Raw genomic sequence first — 16,623 nt, 5'->3', positions numbered from 1 at the left:
TTTGTTTGACTGCACAAATTTTAATCAACACGCTGCGGTGGCATTTCCGGCGGACATGTTCACAGCGGGGTTATTTCGGGCGGCAACTTTTGCACATCTTCTGTGGATAAAATTGTGAGCAAGCGCCACTCTCAACATGCAAGCTATTGATTTTAAACACTTAAATTTCCGTGAGTAAATTTTCAGCACGCCTGTACTTATCCACCCCGCAGTGCAACACAGGCACCGGAAGTTCCACACAATTTATGTGGATAACTTTGTGCGTAACCACCTGACGTTACCGTAAAGTACTTGATCTATAAGGATTTTCCTGAAATGCTCACGAATGAAGCATCGACATTTCACTTTAATAATCAAATAGTTAGAAATAAGACTTGCCAGAGTAAGTCATATATGACATAAGCATGACCCCTGCAAAAATTTGTGGACAGCTAGCCTTCCCCGGACCATGACCTACCCCGATAACCAGGCCGCCGCCGGCGGCGTCATCACGGTTTCCGCCCTCAACCAGGCCGTCGGCCGCATGCTGGAGCGTTCTTTTCCCCTGACGTGGATATCTGGGGAAATCTCGAACTTTACGCGCGCCAGTTCAGGCCACTGGTATTTCACATTGAAGGATGACGGCGCCCAGGTACGCGCCGTCATGTTCCGGGGCCGTGCGCAATATGCGGGCTTCGTCCCCCGCGAAGGCGACAAGGTCGAAGTGCGGGCGCTGGTCACGCTGTATGCGCCCCGGGGCGATTACCAGATCAATGTGGAAGCCATCCGCCGCGCCGGCGTGGGCCAGTTGTTCGAAGCATTCCAGCGCCTGAAGGAAAAGCTGGGCGCGGCCGGCCTGTTCGACCAGGAGCGCAAGCGGGCGCTGCCCATGTTCGCCCGCACCATCGGCATCGTCACCAGCCCGCAGGCGGCCGCCCTGCGCGACGTGCTGACGGCCCTGCAGCGGCGCGCGCCCCATGTCTCCGTGATCCTCTATCCCACGCTGGTGCAGGGCCAGCAGGCGGCCGAACAGATCGCCGCCGCCATCGACACGGCGTCGCGCCGCGCGGAATGCGACTTGCTGATTGTCTGCCGAGGCGGCGGCAGCATCGAGGATTTATGGTGCTTCAATGACGAAACGGTGGCCTACGCGATCGCCAATTGCGCCATGCCCGTGATTTCCGGCGTGGGCCACGAAACGGATTTCACCATTGCCGACTTCGCGGCGGACTTGCGGGCCGCCACGCCGACCGCGGCGGCCGAACTGGCGGCCACGCCCCGCGCCGACTGGCTGGCGTCGCTGCGCGCGGATACCGCGGATTTGCGGCGCGCCATGCAGCGCCAGCTGAACGATGCGCAGCAAACACTGGACAGCCATGCGCGCCGCCTGCTGAGCCCTGCCGCGCAAATCGGCCAGCAGCGCACCCGCCTGCACGCGCACGCGATGGCGCTGACCCATGCGAACCGCGCGCCGGTGCGCCAGGCGCGCGTGGCGTTCGACAAATGGCAGGCCCGCTGGGCCGCCTGCCGCCCCGATCCCGCCATGCTGCGCAGCCAGCTCGACGCACTGGGCCGCCGCGCCGCGCTGGCCAACGCCCGCCAGCGGGAACAGAAACGCGATGCGCTGCAAGCGCTGTCGGCGCAGCTGGAATTGCTCAATCCCCAGCGCACGCTGGAGCGGGGCTATGCCATCGTCACCGATCCAAAGGGGGCGATCGTACGGGCGCCGGGACAACTTCACCCGAACACCACGGTATCCGTGCGGCTGGCCGACGGCAGCGCGGACGTCGGCATCGCTTCCGTGCAGCCGTCTCTCAGCTGACTCATACGGGGGCGCCGATAGCTGCCATCGGCGCCCGCGGATAAAACCGGGCGCCATCCCGCCGCCCTTGTCCACACGGCATTCAAGGGCATCCAAGCGCCCCGCGTCATGAAGGTTTACAATAGTGGACGTTTCAGCAAAAATGCCTTTCTGACTCAACCACAAGGAACCACACATGGAACATACCCTGCCGGCCCTGCCGTATGCAATGGACGCCCTGGCGCCACACATCTCCAAAGAAACGCTGGAATACCACTACGCCAAACACCACCAGGCGTATGTCACCAACCTGAACAACCTGATCAAGGGCACCGAGTTCGAAAACCTGTCCCTGGAAGAAATCGTCAAGAAATCGTCCGGCGGCATCTTCAACAACGCAGCCCAGGTCTGGAACCACACCTTCTACTGGAACGGCCTGAAGCCAAACGGCGGCGGCGCACCAACCGGCGCCCTGGCTGACGCGATCAACGCCAAGTGGGGTTCGTTCGAGAAGTTCAAGGAAGAATTCACCAAGTCGTGCGTCGGCAACTTCGGTTCGTCGTGGACCTGGCTGGTGAAAAAAGCCGACGGCTCGGTTGACATCGTCAACACGTCGAACGCCGCCACCCCGCTGACCACCGATGCCAAAGCGCTGATCACCTGCGACCTGTGGGAACACGCGTACTACATCGACTACCGCAACCTGCGTCCGAAGTACGTTGAAAACTTCTTCGCCCTGGCAAACTGGGACTTCGCAGCGCAGAACTTCGCTTAATTGTTCGCGTTGCCATGAAAAAAGCCGGCGCATGCCGGCTTTTTTTACGCCCGGCGGATCACGTCATCCCGCCTGCAGGGTCTTGACTGTCTTCACTTCGCTTTTCTCCCCCGCCCCGGCATTGCTGAATCGGCTTTCCAGCCGGGTCGTCAGCAAACGGTCGCCCGACAGCGCATAGGTGCTGCGCACTTCCTGCCGGACTTCAAAGCTCACCACGACGTAGGCCCGGCCGGCGCCGCGCCAGTTCAGGTGGCTGGCCAGCGGCGTGCCATCCTGCGCAATCCACACGTCGAACACGCCGTCGAATTCTTTCAGGTATTTGCGTTCACGGTCGCTGAGCACCTTGACCGGCACGGTAAAAGTCAGCTGGCGCGCCGGTTTGCCCTGCCATTCCGCGCTTTTTTCCTCCTTGAACGTGGCGCGTTCGATATGGCGCGCCAGGTTTTCCGCCGCCGACACCATGGGCCGCAAATCGTCCGGCCCCAACTCTTTCAGCGCATACAGGGCCGGGGTCTTGGCATTGGGATTTTTCGCCGCCGCCAGCTGGTCCGCATCCATGCGCGCCAGCAAATCGCGGCCATATTGCAGCCGCAAGCCCTGCGCGCCGTCTTCCACCGTGACCGCCGCGCTGCCCGCATATTCATCCACGTCGCTACCCTCGCCCACCTTGCGCGACGTTTCCGCTTTCAGCACGCCCTTGACCGGCGTGCTGGCATGCAGGCGCTGCAGCGCGCCCTTCAAATCCGCCAGGCCGTCGGCGCGGGCCGCGCCCGCCAGCAGCATGGCGCCCAGTAACGACGCGTGCATCAGGCGCATAACGCTTCCTCCGCCGGGTGCAATTCGCCGGACAGGCGGCCGGCCGCCATCGTCACGATACGGCCGCAACGGGCGGCAATGGCGGGATCGTGCGTGACCAGCACCAGGGTCGAGCCGCGCTCGCGGTTCAGCGCGAACATCAGTTGCATGACCGCTTCGCCGGTAGCCGCATCGAGGCTGCCGGTCGGTTCGTCGGCAAACAGCAGCGGCGGTTCCGCGACGAACGCGCGCGCCAGCGCCACGCGCTGCTGCTCGCCGCCGGACAGGAATTTCGGATAGTGCTTCAACCGGCTGCCCAGCCCGACGCGCTCCAGCATGGCTTCGGCCCTGGGGCGGGCCTCGCTGTCACCCCGCAATTCCAGCGGCAGCATGACGTTTTCCAGCGCCGTCAAATGCGGCAACAGCTGGAACGACTGGAACACGAAGCCCAGGCGCGCCTGGCGGAACTGCGCGCGCCCATCTTCGTCGAGCGCAAAGATATCGGTCTGCGCCAGTTTGACGGTGCCGGACGTGGGCGTGTCGAGGCCGGCGAGGATGCCCAGCAACGTGGATTTACCGGAACCGGACGCCCCCACGATGGCCACGGTTTCACCAGCCGCCACGGAAAAGCCGACGTTATCAAGAATGGTCAGTTCACCCGTGGCATCCGTCACCCGCTTGCCCAGTTCGCGCACTTCTATGATGTTTTGCATAACTTCTCCTTAGCATTGCCGCAGCGACTGCAGCGGCGGTTGATTCAATACGTGGCGCAAACCTGGCCAGCCGCCCGCCAGCGCGCACACCATGCCCGCGGCGATGCCCACCGGCCAGACCATGGGTGGCCAGCCCCATGTGAGGTCGAAAATCCCATGCGCAAGCGCCCAGCCGCCGATACTGGCGCCGGCTGCGGCCAGCAGCCCGGCCAGGGCGCCCGTCAGCGCCAGCTCGATCGCCTGCGCCCGCGACAGCCTGCCGCGCGTGGCGCCCAGCGCCCGCAGCAGCGCCGCCTGTCCGGTGCGCGCATCCTGGCTGCCGGCCAGCGCCGCGTACAGCACCAGCAGCCCCGCGGCCAGCGTGAACACGAACAGGAATTCCACGGCGGACGTGGCCTGTTCCAGCACGCGCTGCATTTGCCGTATGACGTAACCGATGTCGATCACGCTGACGTTCGGATAATCGCGCGCCAGCGCGCCCACCGCGCGGTCGCCGTCCGGCGCATGGAACATGGCGACATAGGTGGCGGGCAAATCTTCGGCGGCTGCGGGGTTGACGAAGAAATCAAAGCTGGGCGTGCGCCGGCGCCAGTCGATCTTGCGGATGCTGGTCACCTTCGCCTGCAGCGGCAGGCCCCCGATATCGAATACCAGCGTATCGCCCAGCTTCAAATTGAAACGCTGCGCCGCCTGTTCGCCGACCGACACTTGCGGTGCGCGGTCGCCCGGGGCAAACCACTGCCCCTGCGCCACCGTGCTGGCTGCCGGCAGCGCTGCGCCGGACGACATCTCCACTTCCGCCACGCCGCGGTCTTCCCCATCGACCGGTTTGCCATTGACTTCCAGCAGCCGGCCACGGATGCTGGGATGCAGCGCCGGCGCGCCGTAAGGGCCCAGGCGCCGCGCCACCGCATCGCGCTGGTCCGGCTGGATATTGAATACCAGCTGGTTGGCGGCGCCCGCCGGCACGGACGCGCGCCACGCTGCCTGCAAATCGCCGCGCACCACCGTCAACAGCAGCAGCGCCATCAGGCCGATGGCCAGCGACACGGCTTGCGCCACCGTCGCACCGGCGTGACGGCGCAGCGACACCGTGGCCAGCCCCCAGGCGGTGGCGGCGGAACCGGGCCGCAAGCGTCCCAGCGCAGCCAGCGCCAGCCACGCGCAGGCGGCAAACACGCCGCCTGCGGCCAGCACGCCCAGCGCAGCCCCCAGGCCCAGCATGGCGTCGCCCGCGGTCCACAGCAGCAGGCCGGCAAAAGTGGCGCCGCCCAGCGCGAACGCCGCCACCGTGGCGCCCCGGGGCGCCACGGTTTCGCGCCGCAACAGCCGCACATGGGGCACGCCTTTCATCTGCAGCAGTGCGGGCAGCGCAAAACCGGCCAGCGCCACCTGCGCGGCAACGAAGCCCTGCACGGCCGGCAGCCAGCCCGGCGCGGGCAACCCGGCCGGCAGCATGCCGCGCAGCCAGTGCAACAGCGCCACATGGCTGGCGTAACCCAGCGCCACGCCCAGCAATCCGCCCGCGATCCCCACCAGCGCGAATTCCACCACGTGCAGCGCCAGCACCTGCCCTTCGCGCAAGCCCAGGCAGCGCAGCATGGCGCACGCATCGAGGTGGCGCAGCAGGTAGCGGCGCGCCGCCATGGCAATGGCGACCGCCGCCAGGATGGCGGCCAGCACGCCGGCCAGCGACATGAAGCTGCGCACCTTGTCGAGGATGTCCGCCAGGTCGCGCCCCGCGTCCTGCGCCGTCTGCACCGTGACGCCAGGATCGTTGGCCGCCTTCACGTGGCGCAGGAACGCCGCCACGGCGTCCGGCGCGCCCGCCGCCAGCAAGGTGTAGCGGGCCCGCACGCCGGGCTGCATGACATCCGTCGCCGGCAAATCCGCCGCGGCGATCATGGCGCGCGGCGCGATCGATACCGGCGACGGCCGCCGGTCCGGCTCCACGGCGATCACGCCGGTCACCGTGAAATCGGCGGCGCCAATGTGCAATTGCCGGCCAATACCCGTGTCAAGCCGTGCCGCCACGGCCGCGTCGATCCACGCTTCGCCGCGCGCAGGTCCCCCTTGCACGGTACGCGTCACGCCATCGGCGCCCTGCAATTGCACGGCGCCGCGCAGCGGATACTCAGGTTCCACGGCTTTCAGCGATACCAGGGTGGCATTGCCGCCGGCCGACGCCATGCCGGCCATGGCGCTGGTGGCGGCGGTGCGCAAGTCAAGGCGGTGCGCTTCGGCGCGCCATGCGGGCGCCAGCGGCAGATCCGACGACACGGTGATGTCTGCCGCCAGCAACTGCGCGCTGTCGCGCAGCATGCCGGCCCGCAACCGGTCCGCAAAGAAACCCACTGCGGAAATCGCCGCCACCGACAGCACCAGCGCCGCCAGCAACAGCCGCAATTCGCCCGCGCGCCAGTCGCGCAGCGCCATGTTAAAGGCCAGCCTGAACATACGATCGGGTCCCCGGTCAAGTGGAAAACGCAAGGTTAGCCACTGCAACGGGCAAATTCACGGTGCTTGCGACGAACGGCAAGCTGGCGCGACGAACTGCAGGAATGCGCCGGAATTACATGGCGCGGAACAGGTGCACGTAGGCGCGGCTGACGGGCAATTCGCTGTCCACGCCGCGCATGCGCACGAACATGCGGCTGTTGTCGTCGCGCCGCACGCCTTCCACGTGGTCCTGGTTGACCAGCGTGGAACGGTGGATCTGCATGAAGCGCTCCGGGTCCAGTTGCGCCGACAATTCCGCGATCGGCGTGCGGATCACGTGTTCGCCGTCGCGCGTGCGCACCACCGTGTATTTTTCATCGGACTGGAAATACAGCACGTCGCCAACGGCAACCTGGCGTGTCATGCTGCCCTGCGAAGCGCGGATATAGTGCAGGCGCGGCGCAGGCTGCGCCTGCAGCAGCTTGCGCATCGCCTGCGCCAGCCGGCCATCGTCATCGGCCGGAGCCAGCGCGGCTTTTACGCGCTCCAGCGCCCGCGCCAGCCGTTCCCGCCGCAACGGTTTCAGCAGGTAATCGATGGCCGCTTCATCAAAGGCTTGCACCGCGTAGTCGTCGTAGGCAGTCACGAACACCACGCGCGTGTCTCCCTCGATGCCCTGCGCCACTTCCAGGCCGTTCAGGCCCGGCATCTGGATATCGAGGAAGGCGATATCGGGATTCAGTTGCGCAATGGCGGCGGCGGCCTCGTCGCCGTTGGCGGCCATGTGCACCACCTGCAATTCCGGCCACAGCGCGTGCAATTGCTCTTTCAGGTGGCTGGCCAGGTGCGGTTCGTCGTCGGCGATCAGGGCGGTGGGCATTATGCGCTTTCCTTCATTGAAACAGCAGGTAATTGCAGGATGGCGCTGGCGCCGTCGGCGCGGATCTCGAGCGCCAGTGCGCCGCGCGCGCCATAGCGGGCTTGCAGGCGGCTACGGATATTGGCCAGCGCCATGCCGGCGCCGCGCCGGCGCGGCCGGTGCGCGGCGGACGCGCCCAGCCCGTCGTCATCGACGCGCAGCACCAGCCTGCCGCCGTCGATCCGGGCCGACACAGTCACCGCGCCTCCCTCCACCTTACCTTCGATACCGTGGTGGATCGCGTTTTCAATCAGCGGCTGCAACAGCAAGGTCGGCATGCGCACGGCGCGCACCGCCGCATCCGCATCGATACGGTACGACAGCCTGCCACCCATGCGGATGCGCATCAGTTCCAGGTAACGCTCCGCCATCTCCAGTTCCGCCGCCAGCCGGCTGTCGCCTTCGCGCATCTGGGTCAGGCCCGCGCGCAGGTAATCCGTGAACGCTTCCAGCATGCGCCGCGCGCCGGGCGGGTCGGCATCCATCAGGCTTTCCACATTGGCCAGCGTATTGAACAGGAAGTGCGGCTCGATCTGGCCTTGCAGCAGCCGCAATTGCGCCTCCGTCGCCATCAGTTGCAGCGCGCGCTCGCGCCGGTGCTGGCGCAGCCGCACCAGCCACCAGGTCCATGCGATGGCGGATACCACGGCCAGCAGGATGTAGAAGCGCGCCTGCGCCAGCGGGTGCGCAATGGCGTCGGCCGCGCGGAAGTGCAGCGCAAACGCCGTCACATACAGGCCGCCGAACGAACCCGCCGTCAGTCCCGCCGCCAGCACCGCATTGAACACCGCCATGGCGCGCCAGTCGGCGGGATTCGACATGCGCAGCAGCCAGCGCTCCGGCAGCCAGTATTCCGCCAGCCGCGTCAGCGCCATCGTGGCCCAGGCGATCATCACGCAAATCAGCATGTTGAACAGGTAAGAGGCGCGCCACCAGCCCGGGTCCGATTCGCGCCCCGTCAGCACGCCCGATACCGCCATCAGGAATGTACCGGCTGCCAGCGCAAACAGCGTGGCGACCACCAGGCACGCCCACAGCGGTTCTTCGCGGTGTTTTTTCAGCGTCCAGAACGAATTCCACGCCTGGCCCAGTGTTGTCAATGTATCCATGCCCGCCAGTGTAAGCCAGGCCGGCCGGCATGGACAGGGATGTGCGGCGAATCGACGATAGGCGCGACGGGCGGCAGTTACACCTCGGGCGCGGCGCAGACAGCGTCGATCATGCCGCACAGTTGCGGATACTGGTGCTGGTCCAGCATCGCCACCACGCCTTGTACGATGTCGGGATGGGTATGGCGGCACGATTCCAGCAATTCCAGTGCGCGCGTCGTGTACAGCAAGTGCAGCGCTTCCCGCACGCCCACCAGCACGTCGTACGGCAATTGCGCCAGCGCCGCTTCCGCCAGCGGCTGCGGACGGACTTGCGGCGCGCGCTGGCGGCGGCGGAACCGGACATGCAGCTGCTGTTCCAGCACCTGGAACAGCTTGTCCTGCTCGATCGGCTTGCACAGGAATTCGTCCGCGCCCGCGTCCAGCGCTTCCTGCCGCTCTTCGTCGAAGGCGGACGCCGTCATCATCACCACGCGCGGCTGCGCCTGTCCCGGCTCCGAACGGATGCGGCGCATCACCTGCAAGCCATCCAGCCCGGGCATGCGCCAGTCCATGATGACCAGCGCGGGCGGGCTGCGTTTCATCGCGGCCAGCGCGCCTGCGCCGTCGGCGGCCAGTTCCACCATGAAGCCCAGCGGCGACAGCAGGCTGTCGATCAGGCGCCGGCTGTCTTCATTGTCATCGACCACCAGGATGCGGCTGCCCCGCTGCGCCGGTTCCAGCGCTTCCACCACGTTGGCCATTTCACCCGGCGCGGCGCTGGCCGCTTCCACTTCGATCGTGAACCGGAATTCCGCGCCATTGCCCAGTTCCGACGCCACTTCCAGCCTGCCGCCCATCATGCGCACGAATTCGCGGGAAATCGTCAGGCCCAGGCCCGTACCTTCGTTGGCGCCGGAACTGTCGGTCTGCACGAACGGTTCAAAGATGCGCTGCTGGTCTTCGCGCGCGATGCCCCGTCCCGTGTCGCGCACGGCCAGGGTCAGCGCGCAACGGTTGTCCGGCAGCGGCGTGGCGCGCGCCACCAGGGTCACGCTGCCCTGCTGCGCGAATTTCACCGCGTTCGAGACCAGGTTCAGCAACACCTGGCGCAGGCGCGCGCCATCGATGCGGATCGCGCGCGGCAAGCCGGCGCAATCGAGCGTCATGGCCAGCCCGGCCTGGCGGGCGCGCGCGCCCAGCATGTCCATCACTTCGCGCAGCAAGCCTTCCACATCGACCACCTGCGCCTGCAGCGTGATGCGTCCCGCTTCGATTTTCGACAATTCCAGCAGGTCGTTAATCAACGTCAGCAAGTGCTGGCCCGAGCGGTTGATGACGGCCAGGTTGCGCTTTTCCTCTTCCGTCATCGTCTGCGAATCCGCCAGCAGGCGGGAAAAACCGATCACCGAATGCAGCGGCGTGCGCAGTTCGTGGCTCATGGTCGCAAGGAAGACGCTTTTCGCGCGGTTTGCCGCGTTTGCTTCCGTCACCGCGACCGACAACGCTTCCGTACGCGCATCGACCAGTTCTTCGAGGTGGTTGCGGTGGCGGCGCAATTCGTGTTCCGCCATCTTGATTTCCGTGATGTCGTAATTGACGCCCACCATGCGCAGCAATTCGCCATCTTCGTCCCGGAACGGGCGGCCCGCCGCCTTGATGTAGCGGATCTGGCCATCGGGCCAGCGGATGCGGAATTCCGTGCGGTATTCGCGTTCACCCCGGCGCACGGCATCGATCAGGCGGTTCACGCGCACCAGGTCTTCCGGCAGCAAACGGCTTTCCCACGATGCCACGGTGCTGTCGAAGCCGCCGGGCGGCACCCCATACTGGCGGTGCATTTCCCGGTCCCACACCAGCCGCCCGGTGCGTGTGTCCCAGTCCCAGATACCGATGTTGGCCGCGTCGGTGGCAATGGCCAGCCGCTCTTCCGACGCCTGCATGGCGCTGTAGCGGCGGTCCAGCAAGTCGACCATTTCCAGGATGGATTCGTTCAGCGTCTGCAATTCGCCAAAAAACAGCCGCGCGCGGGGCGCGGCCCCGCCATTGCCGCCTGCTTTCACGGCGGCGGCGTACTTACCCACTTCCTTCAGGGGTTTCAGCACCACGTACCACAGCAGCAGGTACAGGCCGGCCACCAGCGCAATATCCAGCCCCACGATGGCCATCGTCAGTTCGACGCGCCGGTCGCGCAAGGTTTGCAGCACGTATTGCGGCGTCACGTACATTTTCACGGACCCCACGGCGCGCCCGGCCACGTCGATGGTGCGCACCGCCGTGCGCAGCGCGGGCAGGTCGGGCGGCGTGGCGATCCGTTCGATTTCACCCCGCGCATTGCGCAGGAAGACAAATTGCATGCCATTGCTGAGGGTGACCGTGCACCCGTACAAGTCGCGGTTATTCAGGCTGGCGCGCACGATGGCGATGATCTGGCGGTCGTCGAAATTCCACGCGGGCAGCGCGACGGCGGCGGTCAGCTGGTCGGCGCTGGCTTCGAGTTCGCGGTGCAGTTCGCGCCACCGCTCATTGCTTTCGGCGTTGTAAGAAAGCATCGCGAACGCGGCCAGCAGCACGGTGACGAGGGCCGCCAGCGCGGTGCTGACGATGAAGACAATGGATATGCGGCGGCGCGCCTGCCGCTGCAGGTTGTTCATGCCGGCCTCGGAGGACGCGCCTGCTGAATCACCCGTCCCCCTGGAAAAAATGGCCATGCGCCCGCCTGCACTCTTGACGTAGATTCGAGGATGCTAATGGGAAAGGGCGACTTTGTAACCTGCACCTTGGTACAAGTGCATATTTCGTCACACATTATCAGAGGTCACTGTTGACATTTCGGCATACTGCCGCTACTGCCGGACAGTAACCCCCAGTCACAAATTCAGACCATGCCGCCATTGGCTCGCAACACCTGGCCATTGACCCAGCCGCCATCCGGCCCGGCCAGGAACGCCACCGCCGCCGCGATGTCGTCCGGCGTCCCCAGCCGTTCCAGCGGCGCCATGGCGGCCAGCCTGGCCACGGCTTCCGGCGATTTGCCGTCCAGGAACAGATCGGTGGCGGTGGGACCGGGCGCCACCGCGTTGACCGTGATGTTCTTGCCCCGCAATTCCTTCGCCAGGATGTGCGTCATGGTTTCCACCGCGGCCTTGGTGGCGCCATAGATGGCGTAGCCCGGCAAGCCCACGCCGATCACGCTGGTGGACAAATTCACGATGCGCCCGCCGTGCGCCAGCCGGGACGCCGCCAGCCGCAAGGTATTGAATGTGCCTTTCACGTTGACGGCGAACAAGCGGTCGAAGGTGGCGTCGTCCGTATCGGCCAGCGGCGGCAAGCTGGACGGCATGAGGCCGGCGTTATTGACCAGCACGTCGACGCGGCCGTAATGCTCGGTGGCGGCGGCAAACAAGCGTTCCACGGCGGCAGGGTCCGCCACGTCGGCCTGCACCGGCAGCGCATGGCCGCCGGCGGCTTTGATGGCGTCGGCCACGGCGCGGGCTTCGGCCGCGTTGCCGGCGTAATTGATGACGACGGCATAGCCGTCGCGCGCCAGGCGGCGTGCAATGGCGGCGCCGATGCCGCGCGAGGCGCCCGTGATGATGGCAACTTGCTGCATGGTGAACTCCCTGAAGTGATGTGCGATGGGAGCAGTATCAATGAATCACCGGCACCAATAAATACAGTTAAATTGCATATACTATGCAATATTCATCAAGAATCTTCCCATGGACCGTTTCGATACCATGCGGCTGTTTTGCCGGATCGTCGAGCTGGGCAGTTTTTCCCGCGCCGCCGCCAGCCTGAACTTGCCTGCCGCCACCGCCACCCATGCGATCCGCGCGCTGGAAACCCGGCTGGGCGTGCGCCTGCTGCAGCGCACCACACGGCACGTCAGCCCGACGCCGGACGGCGACGCGTATTACCAGCGCAGCGTGCGCATCCTGGCCGACGTGGAAGAAACCGAAGCAGGCCTGGGCCATGGTGGCGCCCCGCCCCGGGGCAAGCTGCGCGTGGATATGCAAGGCACGCTGGCGCGCACCTTCGTGCTGCCACGGCTCGATGAATTCCTGGCACGGTATCCCGACATCACGCTGGACATCGGCATGGGCGACCGGCTGGCCGATTTGGTGCGGGAAGGTATCGATTGCGTGCTGCGTGTGGGGGAACTGGCCGATTCCGCCATGGTGGCCCGCCGCGTCGCCACGTTGCGGCAAGTGACCTGCGCGGCGCCCGCTTACGTGGCGCGCCATGGCGCACCTGCCAGCCTGGAAGCGTTGCAGGCGCACCGGGCCGTGAACTTCATGGGGCCGGACGGCAAACCCTATCCGTTCGACTACCTCGTCGACGGCGCGGTGCGCCGTGTGACGTTGCCCGGCGTCGTCTCCGTCACGGATGCGGACGCGTACGTCGCGTGCGCGGAACGGGGACTGGGGCTGGTCCAGTTGCCCCGCTACCACGTGGCGCGGCAACTGGCCGACGGCCTGTTAGTGGAAGTGCTGCCGCAACTGGCGGCGCCAGCCATGCCCGTGTCCGTGCTGTATCCGCACGCGCGGCAACTGTCGCCCCGGGTGCGGGTATTCGCCAACTGGCTGGCGGATGTCATGGCGGTGGCGCGCTAGGGCGTACCGCGCTTGCCCGCACCGTTGCGCATGTCTTCACGCAAATCGCCACGGACCTCGTCGAGCTCATCGTCGTCGCTGTCCGTCATCGGCATGGTTTCAATATGGTCGACGCCGATGTCATAGCCATCGCGCATCACAGCGTCGCGGCCGGCGGCGGCCCGTTCGCCCGTGCCGCCCGCATCGGTATCGCTGTCGAGATCCGCGTCGCCAAGATCGGGGCCGGCCGTACCGTGCGCCGTCCCCATTTCCGTATCTTCATTGGTCCCCTGGGTTAAGCCCGTGTCGACTTGCTGCGCCAGGCCGCTGCCGCCCTGCACGTCGCTGCCGGAATCGGAACTGTCGCTGGGCCCCAGCGCGCCAGTGCCATGGCCCCGTCCCAGGCTGCGGTCCGGCGTGGAGGGAAAGTTATCGGGGTCGAGAGTGCTGTTGCCTGACATGATGATTCTCCTTGAATTCCATGCAACGACAATAGCAAAGGCACCCGATGGGGGGCGCGACCGTGCCCGCCGGAACGGTTTTCATTGTTTATATTGTCTACAATGAAGCATTGCCCCGTTTGCGGAGTCACCATCATGGCCACCCCTTGCCTGCGCGCCGTCGTTGCCGATATCACCACGATGGAAGTCGACGCCATCGTCAATGCCGCCAATTCGTCGCTGATGGGCGGTGGCGGCGTCGATGGCGCGATCCACCGCGCCGCCGGGCCGGAACTGCTGGAAGAATGCCGCCTGCTGGACGGCTGCAATACCGGCCAGGCCAAAGCCACCAAGGGGTACCGGCTGCCGGCCGCCCACGTCATCCATACCGTCGGCCCGGTGTGGCAGGGAGGCGGGCGTGGCGAATCGGATTTGCTGGCGTCGTGCTACCGGAGTTCGCTGGCGCTGGCATCCAGCCTGGGCGTCCGTTCCATCGCCTTCCCCTGCATCAGCACGGGCGTGTATGGCTACCCGGCGGCGGACGCCGCCGTCATCGCCGTCGATGCGGTGCGGGCGGCCGCCCCCGCCAGCGGTCTCGACGACATCATCTTTTGCTGCTATTCCGAGCGCGACCTGGCGCTGTATGAAACCCTGCTGAGCTGACACCGGCCGCCTGCGTAGTATTACCGGGCAGGCTTGTGGCGACTACTTATTTCACAAATGTACTATTTATTGATATACTTTCTCCCGTGATCTTAACGGGAGCATGAACCATGAAGATTCAACTTGCCATTCTCGCCGCCACCCTGGCGGCCAGCACCACCGTCCTGGCGGAACCCGCCGACAGCGCCGTTTCACAGGCAGCCACGGCCGCCACCACCGCGGCGACTGCGTCCGCAACCGCTGCCGCCGCTGCAGCCGCTCCGGCGGCGGCCACCCGCGCCACGCCACGCCAGCGCACCCGCGCCGAAGTCATCGCGGAAGTCATCGAAGCGCGCCGCAACGGCACGCTGATCGAAACGGAAGCGGACATGGATGTCGCGCAAACCCGCCAGCACGTCGCCCGCTGATCCCATGCCACGCCGCGCCGCCCTCGTCATTGCCGTGCCGCTGCTGCTGGCCGCCTGCGCCAGCCCGGATGGCGCGCAGCCTGCCCAAGCGCGCCTGACCGATCCGGCACAGCTCGATGCGGGCGCCGCGATCATCGCGGCAGCCGGCAACGGCGACGCGGCCTGGCCCGACGAATCCTGGTGGACGGCGCTGGGCGATCCCCAGCTCGACCGCCTGGTGCAGCGCGCGCAAGCCGGCAATCCCGGCTTGCGCGCCAGTGAGGCCCGCGTGCGGCTGGCGCAAGCGCTGGCCAGCGCGGCCGACGCCGCCACCGGCCCCACGGTCAACGCATCCGCCGGCGCGGACCGCACGCGCTACCCGGAACACGGGACCGCGCCGGCCGCAATTGCCGGACGCACGCTGTGGAAGGAGAGCGCCACCGTCACCGGCGCGATCGACCTGGATGTGTGGGGCCGCCAGCGCGCGGCGCTGCAAGCGGCGCTGGGCGACGTCCGGACGGCGCAGGCGGAGCAGCAAATGGCGCGCCTGGCGCTGCAAACGGCCATCGTGCGCACCTATATCAAACTGGCGCACGCCCACGCGCTGCATGACCTGGCGACGGACACACTGCAACAGCGCCGCCGCCTGCACGCGATGGCACGGAAGCGTCACGCGGCCGGCCTGTCCGGCGCCCATGAAACGGCGGCGCTGGCCGCCACCCTGCCCGCTGGTGAACGCGAGCAGCAGCAAGCGCTGGCCGCCATCGCGCTGCTGCAACACCAGCTGGCGGCACTGATCGGCCAGGGACCGGGCGATGGCGACCACATCGCCCGGCCAACGCTGAACCTCGCCACAACGGCCACGCCGGCCGCCACGCTGCCGTCCGCCCTGCCCGCGCAACTGGTGGGGCGCCGTCCCGACGTGGCGACCCAGCGCTGGCGGGTGGAAGCGGCGGCCAGCCGCATCGGCGCGGCCCGCGCGGACTTTTACCCGGACATCAACCTGGTCGCATTCGCGGGCCTGCAGGCATTCGGCTTTACCCGGCTGCTGGAAGCGGGGTCGCGCACCATGGGCGTGGCGCCCGCCGTGACCTTGCCCGTGTTCGACAGCGGCCGCCTGCGCAGCCGTCTCGGCGCGCAAAACGCCGCGTGGGACATCGCGGTCGAACAGTACAACGGCGCCGTGGTGCAGGCGCTGGCGGAAGTGGCCGACGCGGTTTCGCAACAGCGCGCCATCGCCACGCAGCTGCAACAATCGGAAGCGGCGCAGGCCGCCGCCATCCATGCGGAAGACCTGGCCGAACGGGCCTGGCGCGCCGGCCTGACCGATGCCGATGCGCTGTTGCACGCGCGCCTGACCGCGCTGCATGAACAGCAAAGCGTGCTCGATGCGACGGCTCGGCTGCTGGAAAACCACACATTGCTGATGGCAGCCCTCGGCGGAGGCGTGAAAGCGGAGATACATTGATGAATATTTAACAGTGCGATATACAATTAAACCTTTCATAGTGGAGAGAAAGGAGAGCGCCAATGAGCAGTTTTGATGCCACCAACAAGCGCCTGAAGAACATCCACGCACGGCTGCCAGCCTTCCCTGAAGAGCTGATCCGCCTGATGCGCATGACCTACCACGTTCAGAAGCGCATGAAGGATTTGTCGAATGCGGCGCTGCGCAAGTATGACCTGGTCGATGCCAGCTACATGGTGCTGGCCGTGCTGTACGGCTCGGACAATGAGACGTCCACCGCGTCCAACCTGGGCGAGGCGTGCATGGAAAAACCGGCGAACCTGACGCGCGTGTGCAACGACCTGGAAAGCCAGGGGCTCATCACGCGCGGCAACCGTCCCGGCGACCGCCGCTGCGTGATGATCACGCTGACGGAAGCGGGCCGCAAACTGGTGGAACAAGTGATGCCCGAAGTGTGGTCGCGCACCACGCGGGCCTATGACGGCTATACGCCCGATGAACGCAGGCTGCTGGAACACCTGTTCAAGCGGCAATTGGACAACCTGGAAAATGTGATTTAGCC

The 16,623-nt window shown here is 66.1% G+C and carries 15 protein-coding genes; 7 read left to right on the top strand and 8 right to left on the bottom strand.

Going from position 1 to position 16,623, the window contains the following annotated elements; genetic code table 11:
- The first annotated feature begins 448 nt into the window (after positions 1–448).
- Complete coding sequence (gene xseA / locus GJ700_RS20750; RefSeq protein ID WP_154377433.1) at positions 449–1,801, top strand: exodeoxyribonuclease VII large subunit; 1,353 nt, start codon at positions 449–451, stop codon at positions 1,799–1,801.
- Between the two features lie 175 nt (positions 1,802–1,976).
- Positions 1,977–2,555, top strand: coding sequence for a superoxide dismutase [Fe] (sodB, locus tag GJ700_RS20745; RefSeq protein WP_154377431.1), 579 nt, complete (start codon positions 1,977–1,979; stop codon positions 2,553–2,555).
- A gap of 63 nt (positions 2,556–2,618) precedes the next feature.
- Here sodB and GJ700_RS20740 read toward each other — a convergent pair whose 3' ends face one another.
- From GJ700_RS20740 to GJ700_RS20710, 7 genes are all read right to left on the bottom strand, one after another.
- The gene (locus GJ700_RS20740; RefSeq protein ID WP_154377429.1) at positions 2,619–3,371 is read right to left on the bottom strand and encodes a hypothetical protein; all 753 of its coding nucleotides are present in this window, start codon (positions 3,369–3,371) and stop codon (positions 2,619–2,621) included.
- On the bottom strand, positions 3,362–4,063 hold the full coding sequence (locus GJ700_RS20735; RefSeq protein WP_154377427.1) for an ABC transporter ATP-binding protein: 702 nt from the start codon (positions 4,061–4,063) through the stop codon (positions 3,362–3,364). Before GJ700_RS20735 ends, GJ700_RS20740 begins: the two co-directional genes overlap by 10 nt.
- A 9-nt stretch (positions 4,064–4,072) precedes the next feature.
- On the bottom strand, positions 4,073–6,520 hold the full coding sequence (locus tag GJ700_RS20730; protein ID WP_154377425.1) for an ABC transporter permease: 2,448 nt from the start codon (positions 6,518–6,520) through the stop codon (positions 4,073–4,075).
- Positions 6,521–6,635: 115 nt separating this feature from the next.
- Positions 6,636–7,382, bottom strand: coding sequence for a LytR/AlgR family response regulator transcription factor (locus GJ700_RS20725; protein WP_154377423.1), 747 nt, complete (start codon positions 7,380–7,382; stop codon positions 6,636–6,638).
- Positions 7,382–8,530, bottom strand: coding sequence for a sensor histidine kinase (locus tag GJ700_RS20720; protein ID WP_154377421.1), 1,149 nt, complete (start codon positions 8,528–8,530; stop codon positions 7,382–7,384). The genes GJ700_RS20725 and GJ700_RS20720 overlap by 1 nt, the downstream gene beginning before the upstream one ends.
- 77 nt (positions 8,531–8,607) lie before the next feature.
- A complete protein-coding gene (locus GJ700_RS20715) occupies positions 8,608–11,163 on the bottom strand; it encodes an ATP-binding protein (protein ID WP_154377419.1) in 2,556 nt (851 codons plus the stop codon).
- A 224-nt stretch (positions 11,164–11,387) separates the two neighbouring features.
- Positions 11,388–12,122: an SDR family oxidoreductase gene (locus GJ700_RS20710; protein WP_154377417.1), complete on the bottom strand. Its 735-nt coding sequence runs from the start codon at positions 12,120–12,122 to the stop codon at positions 11,388–11,390.
- A gap of 109 nt (positions 12,123–12,231) precedes the next feature.
- On the opposite strand from GJ700_RS20710, the gene GJ700_RS20705 reads away from it, so the two are divergent.
- Complete coding sequence (locus GJ700_RS20705; RefSeq protein WP_154377415.1) at positions 12,232–13,125, top strand: LysR family transcriptional regulator; 894 nt, start codon at positions 12,232–12,234, stop codon at positions 13,123–13,125.
- On the opposite strand, the gene GJ700_RS20700 is transcribed toward GJ700_RS20705, so the two are convergent.
- The gene (locus tag GJ700_RS20700; protein ID WP_154377413.1) at positions 13,122–13,565 is read right to left on the bottom strand and encodes a hypothetical protein; all 444 of its coding nucleotides are present in this window, start codon (positions 13,563–13,565) and stop codon (positions 13,122–13,124) included. The genes GJ700_RS20705 and GJ700_RS20700 overlap by 4 nt on opposite strands.
- A gap of 135 nt (positions 13,566–13,700) precedes the next feature.
- Between GJ700_RS20700 and GJ700_RS20695 the strand changes: the two genes are divergently transcribed.
- The 4 genes from GJ700_RS20695 to GJ700_RS20680 all read left to right on the top strand — a co-directional run bounded on the left by GJ700_RS20695 (position 13,701) and on the right by GJ700_RS20680 (position 16,621).
- Positions 13,701–14,207 carry an O-acetyl-ADP-ribose deacetylase gene (locus GJ700_RS20695; protein ID WP_154377411.1) on the top strand — a complete coding sequence of 169 codons (507 nt, stop codon included), beginning with the start codon at positions 13,701–13,703 and terminating at the stop codon, positions 14,205–14,207.
- 110 nt (positions 14,208–14,317) lie between these two features.
- Positions 14,318–14,614 carry a DUF4148 domain-containing protein gene (locus GJ700_RS35035; RefSeq protein ID WP_195763966.1) on the top strand — a complete coding sequence of 99 codons (297 nt, stop codon included), beginning with the start codon at positions 14,318–14,320 and terminating at the stop codon, positions 14,612–14,614.
- Positions 14,580–16,061: an efflux transporter outer membrane subunit gene (locus tag GJ700_RS20685; protein ID WP_229507140.1), complete on the top strand. Its 1,482-nt coding sequence runs from the start codon at positions 14,580–14,582 to the stop codon at positions 16,059–16,061. Before GJ700_RS35035 ends, GJ700_RS20685 begins: the two co-directional genes overlap by 35 nt.
- Positions 16,062–16,123: 62 nt before the next feature.
- Positions 16,124–16,621, top strand: coding sequence for a MarR family winged helix-turn-helix transcriptional regulator (locus GJ700_RS20680; protein WP_154377409.1), 498 nt, complete (start codon positions 16,124–16,126; stop codon positions 16,619–16,621).
- The last annotated feature ends 2 nt before the right edge of the window (positions 16,622–16,623 follow it).

This window comes from Pseudoduganella rivuli, from assembly GCF_009674485.1.
In the GTDB taxonomy this organism is placed as follows: domain Bacteria; phylum Pseudomonadota; class Gammaproteobacteria; order Burkholderiales; family Burkholderiaceae_D; genus Rugamonas; species Rugamonas rivuli_B.
Note: the sequence above shows the minus strand (reverse complement) of the source record. Positions and strands in the feature narration are given on the sequence as shown.

Bases quoted from the DNA above. Each gene is read 5' to 3' on its own strand.
- GJ700_RS20715 (WP_154377419.1), bottom strand. From the start codon at position 11,163: ATGAACAACCTGCAGCGGCAGGCGCGCCGCCGCATATCCATTGTCTTC.
- sodB (WP_154377431.1), top strand. From the start codon at position 1,977: ATGGAACATACCCTGCCGGCCCTGCCGTATGCAATGGACGCCCTGGCG.
- GJ700_RS20710 (WP_154377417.1), bottom strand. From the start codon at position 12,122: ATGCAGCAAGTTGCCATCATCACGGGCGCCTCGCGCGGCATCGGCGCC.
- GJ700_RS20680 (WP_154377409.1), top strand. From the start codon at position 16,124: ATGAGCAGTTTTGATGCCACCAACAAGCGCCTGAAGAACATCCACGCA.
- GJ700_RS20725 (WP_154377423.1), bottom strand. From the start codon at position 7,382: ATGCCCACCGCCCTGATCGCCGACGACGAACCGCACCTGGCCAGCCAC.
- GJ700_RS20695 (WP_154377411.1), top strand. From the start codon at position 13,701: ATGGCCACCCCTTGCCTGCGCGCCGTCGTTGCCGATATCACCACGATG.
- GJ700_RS20705 (WP_154377415.1), top strand. From the start codon at position 12,232: ATGGACCGTTTCGATACCATGCGGCTGTTTTGCCGGATCGTCGAGCTG.
- GJ700_RS20735 (WP_154377427.1), bottom strand. From the start codon at position 4,063: ATGCAAAACATCATAGAAGTGCGCGAACTGGGCAAGCGGGTGACGGAT.
- xseA (WP_154377433.1), top strand. From the start codon at position 449: ATGACCTACCCCGATAACCAGGCCGCCGCCGGCGGCGTCATCACGGTT.
- GJ700_RS20720 (WP_154377421.1), bottom strand. From the start codon at position 8,530: ATGGATACATTGACAACACTGGGCCAGGCGTGGAATTCGTTCTGGACG.
- GJ700_RS20730 (WP_154377425.1), bottom strand. From the start codon at position 6,520: ATGTTCAGGCTGGCCTTTAACATGGCGCTGCGCGACTGGCGCGCGGGC.
- GJ700_RS20700 (WP_154377413.1), bottom strand. From the start codon at position 13,565: ATGTCAGGCAACAGCACTCTCGACCCCGATAACTTTCCCTCCACGCCG.
- GJ700_RS20740 (WP_154377429.1), bottom strand. From the start codon at position 3,371: ATGCGCCTGATGCACGCGTCGTTACTGGGCGCCATGCTGCTGGCGGGC.
- GJ700_RS35035 (WP_195763966.1), top strand. From the start codon at position 14,318: ATGAAGATTCAACTTGCCATTCTCGCCGCCACCCTGGCGGCCAGCACC.
- GJ700_RS20685 (WP_229507140.1), top strand. From the start codon at position 14,580: ATGTCGCGCAAACCCGCCAGCACGTCGCCCGCTGATCCCATGCCACGC.